Raw genomic sequence first — 18,567 nt, 5'->3', positions numbered from 1 at the left:
GCCGGCGGTAGGCCGAACCGCACGCGGAGCGGAAGAGCGTGACTCCGTAGGGCCCGGGTGACTGAAGAGTCGCCCGGGCCCCTTTTTGATCGGATTTCCGCTCGGGTTCTCGCTCGGACTTCGTCCCCAAGATGTCCGTATTGGTAGGGAGGTTGCCCGTCTGCCCTGTGGCATGCACTACAAAACCCGTGATCCGTTTGTTGATTGAAAGACGCCCCGTCTAGCGTCGGTGCGGCTGTTCGTCAGGCAGTGCGCCGCGCCCGCGGCACCGGACAGTCATCGCCGAGTCCCCGTACGGCGCGAGCCAGGGGAGCCGGGGACCCACACGTAGTCCCTGGGGTGAATCGGACGCCCTCCCTGGAGGGGTCCGTAGGAGACCTTCCTGCTCCGAACCCGTCAGCTAACCCGGTAGGCGAGAGGGAAGGAAAGGATCAGCCCCTACATGGCGTTCACCTGTGGCCCCGGGAAACACCGTCGTCCGAGCCGCGTGAAGCGCTCCACCAAGAACGCCGTCGGCGTTGCCGCGCTCACCACCACCGGTGTCATCGGAACCCTGGCCGCCCCGGCAGTCGCCGCGGACGCCTCCGTCGAGCAGACCGGGCTGACCCAGGCGGTCACCCTCGGCGACAACGTCGCCGCCCAGATCGACGCGCAGGCCGCCGCACAGCAGCGTGCCGCCGACGAGGCCGTCGCGCGCAAGAAGGCCGAAGAAGCCGCGCGCAAGAAGGCCGCCGAGGAGGCGAAGAAGGAGCGCGAGGCCAAGGAGCGCGCCGCCCGCGCCGCCGAGCGCAAGCGCCTCAACACCTTCGTCCTGCCGATCACCGGCTCGTACATCTCCACCGGCTACAAGACCGGTGGCAGCCTCTGGTCCTCCGGCAGCCACACGGGCGTCGACTTCCACGCCGCCTCCGGGACCTCGGTCCACGCGGTCGGCTCCGGCACGGTCGTCACGGCGGGCTGGGGCGGCGCGTACGGCAACCAGATCGTCCTGAAGATGCACGACGGCACCTACACGATGTACGGCCACCTGTCGTCCATCGGTGTCTCCGTGGGGCAGACGGTCACCCCGGGCCAGCAGATCGGTCTCTCCGGCTCCACCGGGAACACCACCGGGCCGCACCTCCACTTCGAGGCCCGCACGACGGCGGAGTACGGCTCCGACATGGACCCGGTCGCCTATCTCCGCTCGCACGGCGTGAACGTCTGACGCTCGCACACCCCGAACGTCCGACGACCGGCGTCAACACTTCCGAAGCCCCGGCTCCCCCCAGCCGGGGCTTCGTCGTTTCGAACGGCTGTCTGTCCAAAAAATATCCATGGATTCCGGCCTGCCATCGGAAATTCCGGTTCTCTGCAATAGAGTCGCTGAACAAGCGTCAATCGACCGCGTTTCGCGGGGATTAAGGCGGAGGTCCGGTCATGCGCATTCCCGCGCACTCGGTATGCACGGCGATCCGTGACGACATCGTCGCGGGTGTCTACGAGCGCGGCAGCCGGCTCACCGAGGAACTGCTCGCGCGCCGCTACGGCGTCTCGCGGGTCCCCGTGCGCGAGGCGCTGCGCACGCTGGAGGCCGAGGGCTTCGTCGTCACTCGCCGACACGCGGGCGCGTGCGTCGCGGAGCCCACCGAGCAGGAGGGCGCGGACCTGCTCGAGATGCGCACGCTCCTGGAGCCGCTGGGCGCCGCGAGGGCCGCGCAGCGGCGCACCGAGGCCCACCTCAAGGTGCTTCGAGGCCTGGTCAGACTGGGGCAGGAGCGGGCCAGGAGGGGGAACAGCGAGGATCTGCGGTCGCTCGGCAGCTGGTTCCACGAGACCCTCGCGCAGGCCTCCGGGAGCCCGGCGCTGACCTCCACGCTGGCCCAGCTGCGGCACAAGATCGCCTGGATGTACGCGGTCGAGGCGCCGGCCAATCCGGCGGAGTCCTGGGCGGAGCACGGCGGGATCGTGGACGCGGTGGCGCGCGGCGACAGCGAGCGGGCGCGGGCCGTCACGGCGCTGCACACCGAGCGCGCGACGGTCGCGCATCGGCTGCGTTTTCCCGGCGGGGGAGATCGTCCGGAGCGTGTGAGGACTTCGCAACATCCCGTAAACATGACGGGCGTGCGTCATTAACACCGGCGCCGTATACAAAGAGGGGTAATTTGCGGGGGATTATTTCTGCTGCCCGCAATGAGAAAAGCGAAGGGCCCGCCCGATGTTTTCAGGCGAGCCCTTCGAATGCGTGCGGGGCGGGGTCTTTTGGTGTGAAGGCCACTCCCGCCATGAATTGCGGAACCCCGTTCGGGGGCTCTTTCTCAGACGGTCTCGGGGAGCTCCTCGAGACCCTCCGCCACCAGCTTCGCCAGCCGGTCGAGCGCGGCGTCCGCGCCCTCGGCGTCCGAGGCGAGGACGATCTCCTCGCCACCCTGGGCGCCCAGGCCGAGGACCGCCAGCATGGAGGCCGCGTTGACGGGGTTGCCCTCCGCCTTGGCGATCGTCACGGGGATACCGGAGGCCGTGGCCGCCCGGACGAAGATGGAGGCGGGACGGGCGTGGAGGCCCTCGGCCCAGCCGACGTTGACGCGGCGCTCAGCCATGTGATGCTGCCCTTCAGGTGTTCAGGGTTGTCTAGACCAGTGTTCCACAACGTGAAGCGAGTCCGGGCAGGGTGCTGTTCCCGTCCCGAACTCCGCGTCGGATCCCGGCCTGGATCCGACTTCGGTGCCCCCAGCCTGCCTCGCGCCGTTGTCGGACGCGAGCCGTACTCTGGGGCCCATGCAGACCTCGTCGGACCGGCACGAGTACCCCTCCCACTGGGAGGCCGACGTGGTGCTGCGCGACGGCGGCACCGCCCGCATCAGGCCCATCACCGTCGACGACGCCGACCGGCTGGTGAGCTTCTACGAGCAGGTCTCGGACGAGTCGAAGTACTACCGCTTCTTCGCGCCCTACCCGCGCCTGTCCGCCAAGGATGTCCACCGCTTCACGCACCACGACTTTGTGGACAGGGTGGGACTCGCGGCCACGGTCGGCGGCGAGTTCATCGCCACCGTACGCTATGACCGTATTAATGCCGATGGTCGGCCCGCCTCGCTGCCCGCGGACGAGGCCGAGGTCGCCTTCCTCGTACAGGACGCCCACCAGGGCCGCGGCGTCGCCTCGGCCCTCCTGGAGCACATCGCGGCCGTCGCCAGGGAGCGCGACATCCGCCGTTTCGCCGCCGAGGTACTGCCCGCCAACAGCAAGATGATCAAGGTGTTCACGGACGCCGGGTACCAGCAGAAGCGGCACTTCGAGGACGGCGTCGTACGCCTGGAGTTCGACCTCGAACCCACCGACCGCTCGCTCGCCGTGCAGCGCGCGCGGGAGCAGCGCGCCGAGGCGCGGTCCGTGCAGCGACTGCTCGCGCCCGGCTCGGTCGCCGTCATCGGAGCGGGCCGCACCCCCGGCGGGGTGGGACGCAGCGTTCTCGACAACCTGCGCGCGGCCGGTTTCACCGGGCGGCTGTACGCCGTGAACAAGGCACTCCAGGCGAAGGAGATCGACGGCGTTCCGGCCCACCGCTCCGTCCGCGACATCGCCGAGCCCGTCGACCTCGCGGTCGTCGCCGTGCCCGCGCCGTACGTCCCCGAGGTCGTCGCGGAGTGCGGCGAGCACGGCGTGCAGGGCCTCGTGGTCGTCTCCGCCGGGTTCGCCGAGAGCGGTCCCGCCGGACGCGAGCGCCAGCGCGCACTCGTCCGCCAGGCGCGTACGTACGGGATGCGCATCATCGGACCGAACGCCTTCGGGGTCATCAACACCTCCCCCGAGGTGCGCCTCAACGCCTCGCTCGCGCCGGAGATGCCGCGCCCCGGGCGGATAGGCCTGTTCGCCCAGTCCGGCGCGATCGGGATCGCACTGCTCTCCCGGCTGCACCGGCGCGGCGGCGGCGTCACCGGCGTGACCGGCGTGTCCACCTTCGTCTCCTCCGGGAACCGGGCGGACGTGTCCGGCAACGACGTACTCCAGTACTGGTACGACGACCCGGACACCGACGTCGCCCTGATGTACCTCGAATCCATCGGCAACCCGCGCAAGTTCACCCGGCTCGCCCGGCGGACGGCGGCCGCCAAGCCGCTGGTCGTGGTCCAGGGCGCGCGGCACGCCGCCGCTCCCCAGGGGCATGCCGTACGGGCCACCCGGCTGCCGCACGCCACCGTGTCCGCGCTGCTGCGGCAGGCCGGGGTGATCCGGGTCGACACGATCACCGAGCTGGTCGACGCGGGGCTTCTGCTGGCCCGCCAGCCGCTCCCCGCGGGACCCCGGGTGGCGATCCTCGGCAACTCGGAGTCCCTGGGACTGCTGACGTTCGACGCGTGCCTGGCCGAAGGACTGCGACCGCTTCCTCCGCTGGATCTGACCACGGCGGCCTCGGCGGAGGACTTCCACCGGGCGCTGACGAAAGCCCTCGCCGATGACAGGTGCGACGCCGTGGTGGTGACCGCCATACCGGCCGTGGGGGAGACGCCGGCCCAGGACGCGGCCCTGGCTCAGGCCCTGCGATCGGCCTCGGCCTCGGCCCCGGCGAAGCCGGTGCTCGTGGTGCACGTCGAGCTCGGCGGGCTCGCGGAGGCCCTGTCCGCGGCGGCCAGCACCGCACCACAGGCGGCGTCCACGGCACCCGGCGCGGGCCAGGCACCCCGTCCCGCCGAACGCCCGGCCACCGCCGTGGGTGGTCCCTCGGAGGCGAGCCCCCGGCTCATCCCCGCCTACCCCGCCGCCGAGCGCGCCGTCCGCGCCCTCGGCGAGGCCGTGAAATACGCCCAGTGGCGGCGCGAGGTGGCCGACCCTGGCAAGGTCCCCGAGTACGAGGACATCGACGAGAAGGGCGCCGCCGAGCAGATCGACGAGCTGCTCTCCCGGGGCTCGGGACTGACACTCGCCCCCGAGGACGCCTGCGTGCTGCTCGGGCGGTACGGCATCGAGGTGCACCGGGCACTGCCCGCGCCGACACCCGACGAGGCCGCGGTGGCCGCGCGCACTCTCGGTTACCCCGTGGCCCTCAAGACCACCGCACCGCACCTGAGACACCGCGCCGACCTGGGCGGCGTACGCCTGGATCTGACGGACGAGGCGCAACTGAGGAGGGCGTACACGGAGTTGACCGACCTCTTCGGAACGCCGGAGGTGCTGCGCCCGGTCGTGCAGGGCATGGCGCCGCGCGGGGTCGACACGGTCGTACGGGCCGTCATCGACCCGGCGGCCGGAGCGGTGCTCTCGTTCGGCCTGGCCGGAGCCGCGTCGGAGCTGCTCGGGGACACGGCACACCGGCTGGTTCCGGTCACCGACCGGGACGCGAGCTCGCTGGTCCGGTCGATCCGGACGGCGCCGCTGCTGTTCGGCTGGCGTGGCTCGGCGCCGGTCGACACCGTGGCCCTCGAAGAGCTGATGCTGCGCGTCTCGCGGCTGGTCGACGACCACCCGGAGGTCGTCGCCGTCTCCCTGGAGCCGGTGGTGGTCGCCCCGCGCGGCCTGAGCGTGCTCGGCGCCACCGTGCGGCTGGCCCGCGCCCCCGTCCGCGACGACCTCGGCCCCCGGACGCTTCCCGTCGTCTGAGCCGTACTGGTCCAGTCGTCCGAGCCGCGCCGGCCCGTCGTGCGAGCGGTACCGGCGCCCGCCGCCGTCGAGGATTCGTTCTGATCCGTCCACGACAGACACCCGCGAGCGGTGCCTCGCAGTCAGTGGGCCACCGTAGGATGGACGTCATGGCCAAGACCAGTACGACGACCCAGGGGCTGCGAGCGGCGATCGAGCGCAGCGGCTACTACCCGGCCCTCGTGGCCGAGGCGGTGGAGGCCGCGATCGGCGGCGACACCATCCGGTCGTACCTGGTCCACCAGGAGACGACGTTCGACGCCAACGAGGTGCGCCGGCACGTGACCGTGCTCGTCCTCACCGGCAACCGCTTCATCGTGAGTCACACCGACGAGCAGAACGCGGACACGACCTCACCGACGCCGTACGCCACGACCTCGACCGAGTCCGTGAAACTCGGCCGGATCTCGTCGGTCGTCGTCAGCCGGGTCGTCGCCAACCCCGAGTCGTACACGCCGGGCACGCTGCCCCGTGAGGTCGTCCTGACCATCGGCTGGGGCGCGGTCTCCCGCATCGACCTGGAGCCCGCGGCCTGCGGCGACCCCAACTGCGAGGCGGACCACGGCTACACGGGCAACTCGACGGCGGACGACCTGAGCCTGCGCGTCAGCGAGGCCGGGGACGGCCCGGAGACGGTGCGCCAGGCCCTCGCCTTCGCGCAGTCCCTCTCCGAGGCGACCGCGGACATCACCCGCTGATGGCGCTGCCCACCTGGGACCACCCGGAACCGCTGGCCATCGATTCCGCGCCCGTCCCCGAGTACGGCGCGGGCTCGCTCGCCGATCTGCTGCCCACGCTCGCCGCCGGCATGGGCGTCCCCGGCATGACCACCGCCATACCGGAACTGACCGAGGCCGACCGGAACTGCGTCTTCCTGATCGACGGTCTCGGCTGGGAGCAACTGAAGGCGCACCCGGACGAGGCCCCCTTCATGAGTTCCCTCCTCGCCGGCTCGCGCGGCGGCACCGGCCGCCCGATCACCGCCGGTTACCCGGCGACCACCGCGAGTTCTCTCGCCTCCGTCGGCACGGGCCTGCCGCCCGGCGCGCACGGCCTGCCCGGCTACACCGTGCGCAACCCGAGGACCGGCGAGCTGATGAACCAGCTGCGCTGGAGTCCCTGGACGGAACCCCGTGCCTGGCAGCCGTACCCCACCGTCTTCCAGCTCGCGGACGCGGCGGGTGTGCACACGGCCCAGGTCACGTCCCCGACCTTCCAGAACACCCCGCTCACGAAGATCGCCCTGAGTGGCGGAACGTTCCACGGGAGGCTGTCCGGCGAGGAGCGCATGGACCTCGCGGCCGAACAACTGGCCGCAGGCGACCGCTCGTTGGTGTACACCTACTACGCCGAGGTGGACGGCAAGGGCCACCGCTTCGGCGTCGACTCGGACCCCTGGCGCGGTCAGCTGATGTACGTCGACCGCCTGGTCCAGCGCCTCGCGGAGCAACTGCCGCCGCGCGCGGCGCTGTACATCACCGCCGACCACGGCATGATCGACATCCCCTTCGACGAGCAGCACCGCATCGACTTCGACGAGGACTGGGAGCTGCGCGCGGGAGTCGCCCTGCTGGGCGGCGAGGCCCGGGCCCGGCATGTGTACGCCGTCCCGGGTGCCGAGGCGGACGTCCTGACCTGCTGGCGCGAGGTGCTCGGCGAGCAGTTCTGGGTGGCTTCACGCGACGAGGCGATCGCGGCGGGCTGGTTCGGGCCGCAGGTCGACGAACGGGTGTACGCCCGGATCGGCGACGTCGTGGCGGCGGCCTGCGACGACGTCCTGATCGTCGCGACCGAGCGGGAGCCGAAGGAGTCGGCGATGGTCGGCAACCACGGTTCGATGGCACCGGTGGAGCAGCACGTTCCGCTCCTGGAAGTACGTACCTGACTGCTCCCCGCCCGTCCCTCCTCCGCCTGCCTCCCTTCTTGCCGAAAGGTGCTCAACTCCCCATGCCCGAGCTGGTGTTCTTCTCCGGAACGATGGACTGCGGGAAGTCGACGCTGGCTCTCCAGATCGAGCACAACCGCTCGGCCCGGGGCCTGCAGGGCATGATCTTCACGCGCGACGACCGCGCGGGGGAGGGCAAGCTCTCCTCGCGCCTCGGCCTGGTCACGGACGCCGTGGAGGTCGCGGACGACCAGGACCTGTACGGGTACCTCGTCGACCACCTCTCCCAGGGCGGCCGGGCGGATTACGTGATCGCGGACGAGGCGCAGTTCCTGGCCCCCGGCCAGATCGACCAACTGGCCCGGGTGGTCGACGACCTTGGCGTCGACGTCTTCGCGTTCGGCATCACCACCGACTTCCGCTCCAAGCTCTTCCCCGGCTCCCAGCGCCTCGTGGAGCTCGCCGACCGGGTCGAGGTCCTCCAGGTCGAGGCCCTGTGCTGGTGCGGCGCCCGTGCCACCCACAACGCCCGCACGATAGGCGGCGAAATGGTCGTCGAGGGCGCCCAGGTGGTCGTCGGCGACGTCAATCAGGCGGAGGACATCGGCTACGAGGTCCTGTGCCGTCGACACCACCGGCGCCGGATGACGGCGGCGACGGCTCGCGCGAGCGCCCTCTCGCCCGACGTACTGCCGATCGCCTCCGCCTGACTCTCAGCGCGCTGCGTGCGTCATCGCTCGGTGCGGATCACCGAGAACACCGCGCCCTCCGGGTCCGCCACCGTGGCCACCCGTCCGTAGGGCGAGTCGTGGGCCGCCTTGAGGAGGTGTCCGCCGAGGTCGGTGGCCTGGGTGACGGCCTCGTCCACGTCCGCGACCTCGAAGTACGTCAGCCAGTGCGGCCCGCGGTCGCGGGGCAGGCCATGGCCGACGCCGTGCATGCCTGCCACCGGGCGGCCGTCGATGTGCAGGGTCATGTAGTCGAAGTCGGCCGAGACGACCGGTTCCGGCTCGTGTCCGAAGACCCCCTGGTAGAACTTGACGACGCTCTCGGTGTCGCGGGTCACCAATTCGATCCAGGCCGGGGTGCCGTGCACCCCGTGGAGTGCCGTGCCCAGATGGGCCGCCGCCTGCCAGACCCCGAAGACGGCGCCCGTGGGGTCCGAGGCGATCAGCAGCCGCCCGGCCTCTCCGGCGTCCAGGGGGCCCACGCCCACGGTGCCGCCGCAGTGCCGTACCGACTCGGCGGTGTGGTTCACGTCCTCCGAGGCGAAGTACGGCGTCCAGGCGATCGGCAGATGCCGGTCGGGTGGCATCTGTCCGATTCCCGCCACCTCGTGGCCGTCGAGCAGGGCCCGCGCATACGGGCCGAGCTGCCGCGGGCCCGGCTGGAACTCCCAGCCGAACAGCTCTCCGTAGAACTCCTGGGTCGTGGCCATCCCGTGCACCATCAGGCTCACCCAGCAGGGCACGCCGGGTGCGTGCCGAGCGTTCGTGGTGCCGTTCGGGCCGGCCGACTCCCGTGCCTCGGTCATCGTCACTCTCTTCTCGGCCCCTCGCGGTGGCCGTTCACCTTCCGCCTACCAACACGCGTACCGCAATCGCGCGCGTGCACGCCCCGTGCCGATGCTCGCACCACCCGTCACCCTGCGCGCCCCGGCGGCGTCATCGTGTAGTGGTCCACTGCCGGAGAATGCCCGATGAGCCGTTTCCCATCCGTTTCCGCGCGATTGCCGGGGAGTGTCCATCGGCTGTACAGCATGTGCCCGATCCCGTACGCCCGGTGATCGGACCTGTCCGGCCGAGCAGAGTAGCCGGACCTGGACGCCGGGGCCACCCCGTACGCAAGGATGGTGGCCATGAACGCCATCATCTCCGCATCCGAACTCGCGAGCGACCTGGTGGGACCGAACCCGCCGGTCGTGCTCGACATCCGCTGGCAGCTCTCCACGGCGACAGCCGCCGGGGCCGCCCCCTTCGACGGCCGGGCCGCCTACGCGGCAGGGCACATCCCCGGCGCGGTCTTCGTCGACCTGGATGCCGAACTGGCCGGGGAACCGGGCGACGGCGGCCGCCATCCGCTGCCCGACCTGGAGGTCTTCAGCGGGGCGATGCGGGCCGCCGGGGTGTCCGCGGACCGGGATGTCGTCGTGTACGACGGTGGCGTGGGGTGGGCCGCCGCGCGGGCCTGGTGGCTGCTGGGCTGGACGGGGCATCCGTCGGTGCGCGTGCTTGACGGCGGGCTGGCCGCCTGGAGCGGGCCGGTGTCCTCGGAGGTCCCCGAGCCCGTCCCCGGAACCTTCGAGCCGGTCGCGGGCTCCCGGCCGCTGCTGGACGCGGACGGGGCCGCCGCGCTCGCCCGTACGGGGCTGCTGCTCGACGCCCGCGCCGGGGAACGCTATCGGGGCGAGGTCGAGCCGATCGACCCCGTGGGCGGGCACATCCCGGGCGCGGTCTCGGCGCCGACCACGGAGAACGTCACGGAGACCGGCGAGTTCCGGCCATCGGGTGAGCTCGCGGAGCGCTTCAAGTCCCTCGGCGTGACCGGCACTTCGGAGGTCGGCGTCTACTGCGGTTCGGGCGTGTCCGCCGCCCACGAGGTGCTGGCGCTCGCCGTCGCGGGCATCCCGGCCGCGCTGTACGTGGGTTCCTGGTCGGAGTGGTCGCGGGACAGTGGCCGTCCGGTCGCGGTGGGCCCCGACCCCCAGTAACGGCACGTCGCGGTGGGCCCCGACCCTGAGTAACGGCAAAGGGGCCCGCTCCAGCGTGGCGCGGGCCCCCATGTCGTACAACTGATTAGTCCTGCTTCTTTCGTCGCGTCCCGAAGACGATCTCGTCCCAGCTCGGGACCGCCGCTCTGCGGCCCGGGCGGACGCCGTCGGCCTCGGCCTGGCGGTCGGTCGCGCCGACGAGCCGGTCGCGGTGGCTGCCGACCGAGCGGGGCATGAGCACGTCCGCGTAGGCGGACCCGGCACCGGCCGAGGCCGCGGGGGCCGGGGGCTCCTCCGCCTCGGGCTCGGTGGGTGGCTCCTCCGTCGCCGGGAGTTCCGCGGTGGCGGGCCGCTCGGGCACCACCATGTCGCCCCGGAAGCTGGGTACCGCTTCCAGGAGGCTGGTGAGCGAGTCGCGGTCGCTCACACTCTCCTCGATCGGCTCGGGGGAAGGCCCGGGCAGACTCGGGCGCTCCATCTGCCGGTCCAGGGCACGGTCCAGCGGGCGGTCGCGCGGCAGCCGTGCGATACGCGGGACGAACGGGAAGCTCGGCTCGGGCGCCGCGAGGTCGTCGGACTCGCCGATCAGCGAGCGCGCCTCGTCGTCGACGGCCTGGACGAGCCGCCGGGGCGGGTCGTACGTCCAGCTCGCCGAGTGCGGCTCGCCCGCGACCCGGTAGACCAACAGCACTTCCCACGTGCCGTCGTCACGACGCCACGAGTCCCACTGGACGGTGTCCTTCTCGGCGCCCCGGATCAGCAGCCGCTCCTGGACGGCCTCACCGAGCTGGGGTCCGGCGTTCTCGCCGGGGCGGCGGACAGGAGTCTTCCTGGCCCGCTCGGCCATGAAGGCACGCTCGGCGAGGACGGGGCCCTCGAAGCGACGCACCCGGTCGACGGGGATTCCCGCGAGCTGGGCGACTTCCTCCGCGGAGGCGCCGGCGCGTATACGCGCCTGGATGTCTCGGGGGCGGAGATGGCTCTCCACCTCGATCTCGATCTGGCCGAGGCGGGGACGGTCGCCGCGAACAGCGGCGCGCAGACGCTCGTCAATCGGAAGCGTGTACTCCGTGCTGTCCGCAGCCTTCAGCACCAGCCGTGTGCCGTCGTTAGAGACGGCCACGACACGCAGTTCGGGCATGGGGACCTCCCGGGTGGTGCCTGCCGACGTCACGTGCGTCGCTGCTTCCGCTAGTCGAGTGTGGCCTGCCCGGGTGCAGCCTGCCACAACCTTGCCGAGTTGCCCGGCGTGTCGGGCACGGGCCCGGGGTCGCCGTTATGGCACGGTTACCTATTCGCAACGCTAAGTGACGAACTCCATCACCCTGTGCAACGAGCCCCCTCCCGGCGGTCCTGTCAGGCCCCGGACACCCTGGCGGGAGTCCGGACCCAGGGCTCGCAACAGTACTCCATTCGGGCCATGTGCGTGGATCGGCACGCCGCCCAACTTCTAGTGAGGGGTGGTAGTTGGCCGTCCGCTGTGCCGTATGAGTGACCGTGAAACGTGTCGTACTTCACGTAATCGCCAGAAACGGAACTAAACGTTTCGCCCGTCCGTCCCTTTCTCGTGCAAGCGGTCGAGAAGTACGGGAAAGGCAGGCAAGGTCCGGGGATGCGCGAGAAGTCGGATACCGGCGAGGAACCGGGAGCGAAGGAAGGGGCACCGAGGAGGAAGCGGGTGGACCTGAGCCTTCCGCAAGTGGCGGGCAGCGCCGTGGCCGCGGTGGTGGCGGCCAAACTCGCCTCTTACTTCGGGGTGTACGGGACGATCCTGGGCGCCGGAGTGGTCAGCGCGATCGCCACCTGTGGAGGCACCGTCTTCCAGCACTTCTTCAAGCGCACCGGCGAACAGCTCCGCGATGTCACGGTCCAGGCGAAGCCGAGGCCCGAGCAGGATCCGGTACCGGGGGCGTTCACCGAGGGCACCGTCTATCGCGCCCGGGTCAAGAACTGGAAGCGGCCGGTGATCGCGGCGGCGCTCGTCTTCGGCGTCACGATGGCGGGGATCACGACGTACGAGCTGGTGTCGGGTCAGAGCTTCAGCGGCGACGGCACGAGCACCACCGTCGGTGACGCCCTCAAGGGCAGTGGCTCCGGCTCCCACTCAAGGCCCGGCATGACGCCTTCGAGCCCTTCGAGCGGGTCCTCGTCGAGTGAGCCGTCGGCCACCGACGGCACTTCCGGCACCGAAGACGGCGCCGGGACCGGCACCACTCAGGGTGACGGCCGTGCCACATCCCCTGCACCGATGCCGAGTTCCGACGCCGCTTCGCAGGCGCCGGCCGACACCCCGGCGCCCACGGACGGTTCGCCTACGAGCCCAGCACCCGACGCAAGTAGTCGTTCCCAAAGCGGCGATCCGGGTCAAGACGGTCCCGCAGCGCCGTGAACTCGCCGAAGCGCGGATACACCTTCGAGAAGTACTCCGCGTCGCGGGTGTGGACCTTGCCCCAGTGCGGGCGGCCCTCGTGCGCCGTGAAGATCCGCTCGGCCGCGGTGAAGTACGCCTGATAGGGCGTACCCCTGAACATGTGGACGGCGATGTAGGCGCTCTCCCGCCCGGACGCCGTGGAGAGCGCGATGTCGTCCGCGGGGGCCGTGCGCACCTCGACGGGGAAGCTGACCCGCAGGGACGAGCGGTCGACCATCGTCTTCAGCTCGCGCAGCGTCTCGACGAGCGCCTCGCGCGGAACGGCGTACTCCATCTCCACGAAGCGCACCCGGCGCGGAGAAGTGAAGACCTTGTAGGGAATGTCGGTGTAGGTCCGCGCGGACAGCGCCCGGCTGGAGATCTTGGCGATCGTCGGGATGGTGGCGGGCGCGGCGCGGCCGACCAGATTGGCCACGTGGAAGACCCCGTTGGAGAGGAACTCGTCCTCGATCCAGCCGCCGATCTGCCCGATCGGCTTCTCGGGGCCGGCGCTGCGGTTGTTGCGCTTGGTGTTGCAGTTGCCGGTGTGTGGGAACCAGTAGAACTCGAAGTGCTCGTTCTCGGTGAAGAGTTCGTCGAAGTCGGCGGTGACCTTGTCGAAGGTCATCGGCTCCTCGCGGGCCGTGAGCAGGAAAATGGGCTCTACGGAGAAGGTGATCGCGGTGACGATCCCCAGGGCGCCAATGCCCACCCGGGCCGCCGCGAAGACATCGGGGTTCTCCGCCTCGGAGCAGGTGAGGAGCGAACCGTCCGCGGTGACCAGCTCAAGTCCCTTGATCTGCGCGGCGATCGAGGCCGAGTCGCGGCCCGTGCCATGCGTTCCGGTACTGGTCGCGCCCGAGACCGTCTGCTCCATGATGTCGCCCATGTTCGTGAGCGACAGCCCCTCGCGCGCGAGAGCCATGTTGAGACGCTTGAGCGGGGTGCCCGCCTCAACGGTGACGGTCCCGGCCGCGCGATCGATGTTGCGGATGCCGGTCAACAGTTGAGGGCGGATCAACACGCCGTCGGTCGCGGCGGCGGCGGTGAAGGAGTGCCCGGTGCCGACGGCCTTGACCCTCAGACCATCGTCGGCAGCCTTGCGTACGGCCGCGGAGAGCTCCTCGACCGAAGCGGGGGTGACCTCCCGTACGGGCCGGGCGGTGACGTTCCCCGCCCAGTTACGCCACGTGCCGCTCTTCCCGCTCACTGTGGTGCTCATGGGTCCCCTCCCGCTGCGGAACCGGCCTGCTCAACCGGCGATACCCGAGGAATCCGACCGCGACCGCGACGGCTCCGGACACCGCCGGAACCCCGTACCCGGCCTTCGCACCGGCGGCGTCGATCACCCAGCCGGCCACGGAGGAGCCGAGCGCGACCCCGACCGCGAGTCCGGTGCTCACCCAGGTCATGCCCTCGGTCAGTTTCGCGCGTGGTACGTGCTGTTCGATGAGGGACATCGTCGTGATCATCGTGGGAGCGATGGACAGGCCCGCAACGAACAGCGCCACGGCCAGAAACGGCAAGTTTCCGACCAGTAGCAGGGGGATCATACTCACGGCCATGGCGCATATGCCCAGCAGCCACCGACGTTCGGGCGCCCCCTTGAAGTGCAGCAGTCCGAACACGGCTCCCGCCGCGCAGGAACCCGCCGCATAGAGGGCCAGAACCACGCTCGCGGCGCCCTTGTGGCCCTGCTCCTCCGCGAAGGCCACGGTGACCACGTCCACGGCCCCGAAGATCGCTCCGGTCGCCACGAACGTGGCCACCAGGACCTGGAGTCCGGCCGCGCGCAGCGCCGAACCGCTGGTGTGGTGCTCACGCGGGTGCGGCACGGGCTCGGTCGCGCGCTGGGAGGTCAGCCAGAAGACGCCCACCGCCAGGAAGCAGGCGGCGAGCAGCGGCCCGGCCTCCGGGAACCACACCGTGGACAGGCCGATGGAGAAGATCGGCCCGAAGATGAAGCAGATCTCGTCCACCACGGACTCGAACGAGTACGCGGTGTGCAACTGCGGGGTGCCTCCGTAGAGGGCCGCCCAACGGGCCCGGATCATCGCGCCGATGCTCGGGACACAGCCGATCCCGGCCGCACAGAGGAACAGCGCCCAGTCCGGCCACTCGAAGCGCGCGGCCAGCAGCAGCCCGGCGGCCGCCACGAGCGCGAACAGGGTGACGGGGCGCAGCACCCGCCGCTGGCCGTGCCGGTCCACCATCCGGGAGACCTGCGGGCCCATCACCGCGGCCGCGAGCGCCATGGTTGCCGACAGCGCGCCCGCGAGCCCGTACCGCCCGGTGAGCTGGGAGATCATCGTCACCACGCCGATGCCCATCATCGACAGGGGCATCCGGCCGAGGAAGCCCGCGGCGGAGAAGCCCTTGGAGCCGGGGGCGGCGAACAGGGCGCGGTACGGGCTGGGCACGAAGGGTCTCCGGTGGGCTCGGCCAGGCCGCACGGTCACTGCGTGCGGTCGGACTCCGGTAAGGCGTGTAGATGGCCGATACAGCTTACGGGTTAGGGGACCCTAACGCACCACCTCGCGCACGTCCCGATTCCGCTTGTCATGTGGCTGTTGTCCGGCTGTCAGTGACGGATGGCAGGATCGGACCCATGCCAGATGTGCTCGATGCCACCCCCTACGACGCCCTGCTCCTGCTCTCGTTCGGCGGCCCCGAGGGCCCGGACGACGTGGTTCCGTTCCTGGAGAACGTGACGCGGGGGAGAGGCATCCCCAAGGAACGGCTGAAGGAAGTGGGGCAGCACTACTTCCTGTTCGACGGGGTCAGCCCGATCAACGACCAGAACCGTGCCCTGCTCGACGCCCTCCGCAAGGACTTCGCGGACCACGGCCTGGACCTGCCCGTGTACTGGGGCAACCGCAACTGGGCGCCGTACCTCACCGACACCCTGGGCCAGATGGTCGCCGACGGCCGCCGCCGCGTCCTCGTCCTCGCCACCAGCGCGTACGCCTCGTACTCGGGCTGCCGGCAGTACCGCGAGGACCTCGCCGGCGCCCTGGCGGCCCTGGCGGCCGAGGGCCTGGAGCTGCCGAAGATCGACAAGCTGCGGCACTACTTCAACCACCCCGGCTTCGTGGAGCCCATGATCGAGGGCGTCCTGAAGTCCCTCGCCGAGCTCCCCGAGGACGTACGGGCGGGCGCGCATCTCGCCTTCACCACGCACTCCATCCCCACTGCGGCCGCCGACACCTCCGGCCCGGCCGAGGACCACGGCGACGGCGGCGCCTACGTCGAGCAGCACCTGGACGTGGCGAAGCTGATCGCCGACGCCGTGCGCGAGGAGACCGGGATCGAGCACCCCTGGCGGCTCGTGTACCAGTCGCGCTCCGGAGCTTCGCACATCCCGTGGCTCGAGCCCGACATCTGCGACCACCTGGAGGAGCTGCACGGGGCCGGGGTCCCGGCCGTCGTGATGGCCCCCATCGGGTTCGTCTCGGACCACATGGAGGTGCTGTACGACCTCGACACGGAGGCGACGGCCAAGGCGGCGGAGCTGGGGCTGCCCGTGCGCCGCTCGGCCACCGTGGGCGCCGACCCCCGCTTTGCCGCGGCGATCCGCGACCTCGTCCTGGAGCGCGCCGCGACGGAGAACGGGCTGCAGGTGACACCCTGCGCCCTGGGCGCGCTCGGCGCGAGCCACGGCCTGTGCCCTGTGGGCTGCTGCCCGGCCCGCGCCCCCAAGCCCGCCGCCGCGGGCGCCGACAGCCCGTACGCCTGAGGAGCCCCTTGATCGAGCCCCTGCACACCGAACTGCTCCAGCTCGCCCACGACGCCGCCCGCCGCGCCGGCGAGCTGCTGCGGGACGGCCGCCCGGCGGACCTCACGGTCGCCGCCACCAAGTCCAGCCCGATCGACGTCGTCACCGAGATGGACATCGCCGCCGAGAAGCTGATCACCGACCTGATCGCCCAGCACCGCCCCCACGACGGCTTCCTCGGCGAGGAGGGCGCCTCCAGCGAGGGCACCAGCGGCATCCGCTGGGTCGTCGACCCGCTCGACGGCACGGTGAACTACCTCTACGGGCTGCCGACCTGGGCGGTGTCCATCGCGGCCGAACAGAACGGCGAGACCGTCGTCGGAGTCGTCGCGGCACCGATGCGCGGCGAGACTTACAGCGCCGTGCGCGGCAGGGGCGCCCGCGCCAGCGGGGCCTGGGTCGGCGAGCGCCGGCTGGCCTGCCGCCCATCGCCGCCCCTGGACCAGGCCCTGGTCTCGACCGGCTTCAACTACGTGACCGAGGTCAAGGTCCACCAGGCCGAGGTCGCCCACCGGCTGATCCCCCTGCTGCGCGACATCCGGCGCAGCGGTTCGGCGGCCGTCGACCTGTGCGACGTCGCCGCGGGCCGCCTCGACGGCTACTACGAGCGCGGTCTGCACCCCTGGGACCTCGCGGCGGGCGACCTGATCGCCCGTGAGGCGGGCGCCCTGACCGGTGGACGCCCCGGAGAGCGCCCCGGGGGCGCTCTGGCGGTCGCGGCCTCCCCTGGCGTCTTCGAGCCCCTCCAGCGGCTTCTGGAGGAGTTCGGCGCCTGGCACGACTGAGGACACCCACCGTTCCCGGTCCGTACGGCACCCGCTGTTCCCGGTGCGTACAGCGGCTACGGAATTCGGTACGCACAACAACGGAGCGGGGCCCCGGCACTGGATCGATGCCGGGGCCCCGCTCTCGTACGAACTGCTCAGACGCGCGACGCGCCGACCTCCACACCGTGCTCGGCGGCAAGGCGGCGCAGGTCCTCGAGCTCGGCCTGCTCGACCTCCGCGAGGAAGTCGTCGCCTGTTTCGCGAGCCCGCGTCAGGTCGGACTCGGTCGCCCTTATGCGCTGCAGAAGTCCTGCGGTGAATGCGTCCATGCTGCGCCCCCTCGTCCTGGGTCGTGGGTCGGTGGCACGGGGGTGTGCCGTTGGGAAGGGGCGATCACGTCTCCAGAGGGTGCCCAGCGCTGCCCGGGCTGGGCGGCGACGGTGCCGGACACCCACGCCCGCTCTGCGGAAGCGGTTGGACGTACCACAAGGTGGCTTGCCACATGCAGAGCGTGATCGCGGGGTGTAAAGCCGTCCTACCCCCCGCTCCCTTCCGTGGAAACCTCAACCCGACGAGAAAATCTCGCATTCCCGGGCCCCGAGACCGTCGTACCGGTCGCCTCTCACCCGCCTTACAGCCGGTTTATGGCCGAAAAGGGCAGGATGGAGGCCTCACCCATGACAGACCCCCCTGCCCACGTGTGCCGAAGAGGCGCTACGCGGGTGGACAGAGGAAGGACAAGCGACGTGCGCGTACTCGTCGTCGAGGACGAGCAGCTGCTCGCCGATGCGGTGGCCACCGGACTGCGCCGGGAGGCCATGGCCGTCGACGTCGTGTACGACGGTGCGGCCGCCCTGGAGCGCATCGGCGTCAACGACTACGACGTGGTCGTCCTCGACCGCGACCTCCCGCTCGTGCACGGCGACGACGTCTGCCGCAAGATCGTCGAGCTCGGCATGCCCACGCGCGTGCTGATGCTCACCGCCTCCGGCGACGTCAGCGACCGTGTCGAGGGCTTGGAGATCGGCGCCGACGACTACCTCCCCAAGCCGTTCGCGTTCAGCGAGCTGACGGCACGCGTGCGTGCTCTCGGGCGTCGTACGAGCGTGCCGCTGCCACCCGTCCTGGAGCGCGCCGGGATCAAGCTCGACCCCAACCGGCGCGAGGTCTTCCGCGACGGCAAGGAGGTCCAGCTCGCGCCCAAGGAGTTCGCCGTCCTGGAGGTGCTGCTGCGCAGCGAGGGCGCCGTCGTCTCCGCCGAGCAGCTCCTGGAGAAGGCCTGGGACGAGAACACGGACCCCTTCACCAACGTCGTCCGCGTCACCGTCATGACCTTGCGCCGCAAGCTCGGGGAACCCCCGGTCATCGTCACCGTGCCCGGCTCCGGGTACCGGATCTGATCCG

Annotated in this window: 17 protein-coding genes and 1 riboswitch; of the genes, 11 read left to right on the top strand and 6 right to left on the bottom strand. The window is 71.0% G+C overall.

The features are described 5' to 3' along the window. Positions 1-270 precede the first annotated feature (270 nt). Positions 271-430: riboswitch (cyclic di-AMP (ydaO/yuaA leader) on the top strand. A gap of 12 nt (positions 431-442) precedes the next feature. Continuing rightward, positions 443-1,207, top strand: coding sequence for a M23 family metallopeptidase (locus tag ACZ7M2_RS43440; protein ID WP_471600005.1), 765 nt, complete (start codon positions 443-445; stop codon positions 1,205-1,207). A 212-nt stretch (positions 1,208-1,419) separates the two neighbouring features. Beyond that, positions 1,420-2,115: a GntR family transcriptional regulator gene (locus ACZ7M2_RS43435; protein WP_471600004.1), complete on the top strand. Its 696-nt coding sequence runs from the start codon at positions 1,420-1,422 to the stop codon at positions 2,113-2,115. A 182-nt stretch (positions 2,116-2,297) separates the two neighbouring features. Here the strand turns inward: ACZ7M2_RS43435 and ACZ7M2_RS43430 are convergent, their stop codons facing one another. After that, positions 2,298-2,579 carry an HPr family phosphocarrier protein gene (locus ACZ7M2_RS43430; protein WP_054229914.1) on the bottom strand — a complete coding sequence of 94 codons (282 nt, stop codon included), beginning with the start codon at positions 2,577-2,579 and terminating at the stop codon, positions 2,298-2,300. 178 nt (positions 2,580-2,757) lie between these two features. On the opposite strand from ACZ7M2_RS43430, the gene ACZ7M2_RS43425 reads away from it, so the two are divergent. The 4 genes from ACZ7M2_RS43425 to ACZ7M2_RS43410 all read left to right on the top strand — a co-directional run bounded on the left by ACZ7M2_RS43425 (position 2,758) and on the right by ACZ7M2_RS43410 (position 8,211). Continuing rightward, positions 2,758-5,577 carry a bifunctional acetate--CoA ligase family protein/GNAT family N-acetyltransferase gene (locus tag ACZ7M2_RS43425; RefSeq protein ID WP_471600003.1) on the top strand — a complete coding sequence of 940 codons (2,820 nt, stop codon included), beginning with the start codon at positions 2,758-2,760 and terminating at the stop codon, positions 5,575-5,577. 149 nt (positions 5,578-5,726) lie between these two features. Further along, positions 5,727-6,314 carry a DUF5998 family protein gene (locus tag ACZ7M2_RS43420; protein ID WP_054229916.1) on the top strand — a complete coding sequence of 196 codons (588 nt, stop codon included), beginning with the start codon at positions 5,727-5,729 and terminating at the stop codon, positions 6,312-6,314. Then, entirely contained in the window at positions 6,314-7,501 is a 1,188-nt protein-coding gene (locus ACZ7M2_RS43415; RefSeq protein WP_352051135.1) for an alkaline phosphatase family protein, read from the top strand. The genes ACZ7M2_RS43420 and ACZ7M2_RS43415 overlap by 1 nt, the downstream gene beginning before the upstream one ends. 62 nt (positions 7,502-7,563) lie before the next feature. Further along, on the top strand, positions 7,564-8,211 hold the full coding sequence (locus tag ACZ7M2_RS43410) for a thymidine kinase (protein WP_352051136.1): 648 nt from the start codon (positions 7,564-7,566) through the stop codon (positions 8,209-8,211). A gap of 20 nt (positions 8,212-8,231) precedes the next feature. Here the strand turns inward: ACZ7M2_RS43410 and ACZ7M2_RS43405 are convergent, their stop codons facing one another. After that, positions 8,232-9,035: a VOC family protein gene (locus tag ACZ7M2_RS43405; protein ID WP_352051137.1), complete on the bottom strand. Its 804-nt coding sequence runs from the start codon at positions 9,033-9,035 to the stop codon at positions 8,232-8,234. Positions 9,036-9,359: 324 nt separating this feature from the next. Here ACZ7M2_RS43405 and ACZ7M2_RS43400 point away from each other — a divergent pair, with 324 nt between their 5' ends. Next, positions 9,360-10,211, top strand: coding sequence for a sulfurtransferase (locus tag ACZ7M2_RS43400; protein WP_471600002.1), 852 nt, complete (start codon positions 9,360-9,362; stop codon positions 10,209-10,211). 85 nt (positions 10,212-10,296) lie between these two features. Here the strand turns inward: ACZ7M2_RS43400 and sepH are convergent, their stop codons facing one another. After that, positions 10,297-11,352 (bottom strand): septation protein SepH, encoded by a 1,056-nt coding sequence (sepH, locus tag ACZ7M2_RS43395; protein WP_097224578.1) that lies wholly within the window; start codon positions 11,350-11,352, stop codon positions 10,297-10,299. 471 nt (positions 11,353-11,823) lie between these two features. Between sepH and ACZ7M2_RS43390 the strand changes: the two genes are divergently transcribed. Beyond that, positions 11,824-12,600 carry a hypothetical protein gene (locus ACZ7M2_RS43390; RefSeq protein WP_471600001.1) on the top strand — a complete coding sequence of 259 codons (777 nt, stop codon included), beginning with the start codon at positions 11,824-11,826 and terminating at the stop codon, positions 12,598-12,600. On the opposite strand, the gene ACZ7M2_RS43385 is transcribed toward ACZ7M2_RS43390, so the two are convergent. Both ACZ7M2_RS43385 and ACZ7M2_RS43380 read right to left on the bottom strand, forming a co-directional pair. After that, the gene (locus ACZ7M2_RS43385) at positions 12,524-13,843 is read right to left on the bottom strand and encodes a D-arabinono-1,4-lactone oxidase (protein WP_471600000.1); all 1,320 of its coding nucleotides are present in this window, start codon (positions 13,841-13,843) and stop codon (positions 12,524-12,526) included. The two genes, ACZ7M2_RS43390 and ACZ7M2_RS43385, sit on opposite strands and share 77 nt — an antisense overlap. After that, the gene (locus ACZ7M2_RS43380) at positions 13,803-15,041 is read right to left on the bottom strand and encodes an MFS transporter (RefSeq protein WP_471599999.1); all 1,239 of its coding nucleotides are present in this window, start codon (positions 15,039-15,041) and stop codon (positions 13,803-13,805) included. Before ACZ7M2_RS43380 ends, ACZ7M2_RS43385 begins: the two co-directional genes overlap by 41 nt. A gap of 188 nt (positions 15,042-15,229) precedes the next feature. Between ACZ7M2_RS43380 and ACZ7M2_RS43375 the strand changes: the two genes are divergently transcribed. Beyond that, the gene (locus ACZ7M2_RS43375) at positions 15,230-16,357 is read left to right on the top strand and encodes a ferrochelatase (RefSeq protein WP_471599998.1); all 1,128 of its coding nucleotides are present in this window, start codon (positions 15,230-15,232) and stop codon (positions 16,355-16,357) included. An 8-nt stretch (positions 16,358-16,365) separates the two neighbouring features. Beyond that, positions 16,366-17,181, top strand: coding sequence for an inositol monophosphatase family protein (locus ACZ7M2_RS43370; protein ID WP_471599997.1), 816 nt, complete (start codon positions 16,366-16,368; stop codon positions 17,179-17,181). Positions 17,182-17,318: 137 nt separating this feature from the next. Here the strand turns inward: ACZ7M2_RS43370 and ACZ7M2_RS43365 are convergent, their stop codons facing one another. Further along, positions 17,319-17,492, bottom strand: a complete 174-nt coding sequence (locus ACZ7M2_RS43365) for a hypothetical protein (RefSeq protein WP_165854003.1) — start codon at positions 17,490-17,492, stop codon at positions 17,319-17,321. Positions 17,493-17,909: 417 nt separating this feature from the next. Here ACZ7M2_RS43365 and ACZ7M2_RS43360 point away from each other — a divergent pair, with 417 nt between their 5' ends. After that, on the top strand, positions 17,910-18,563 hold the full coding sequence (locus tag ACZ7M2_RS43360) for a response regulator transcription factor (RefSeq protein WP_010983842.1): 654 nt from the start codon (positions 17,910-17,912) through the stop codon (positions 18,561-18,563). Positions 18,564-18,567 lie beyond the last annotated feature (4 nt).

The organism is Streptomyces sp. NPDC111507 (genome assembly GCF_055638955.1).
This window is presented reverse-complemented; position numbering and strand designations above follow the sequence as displayed.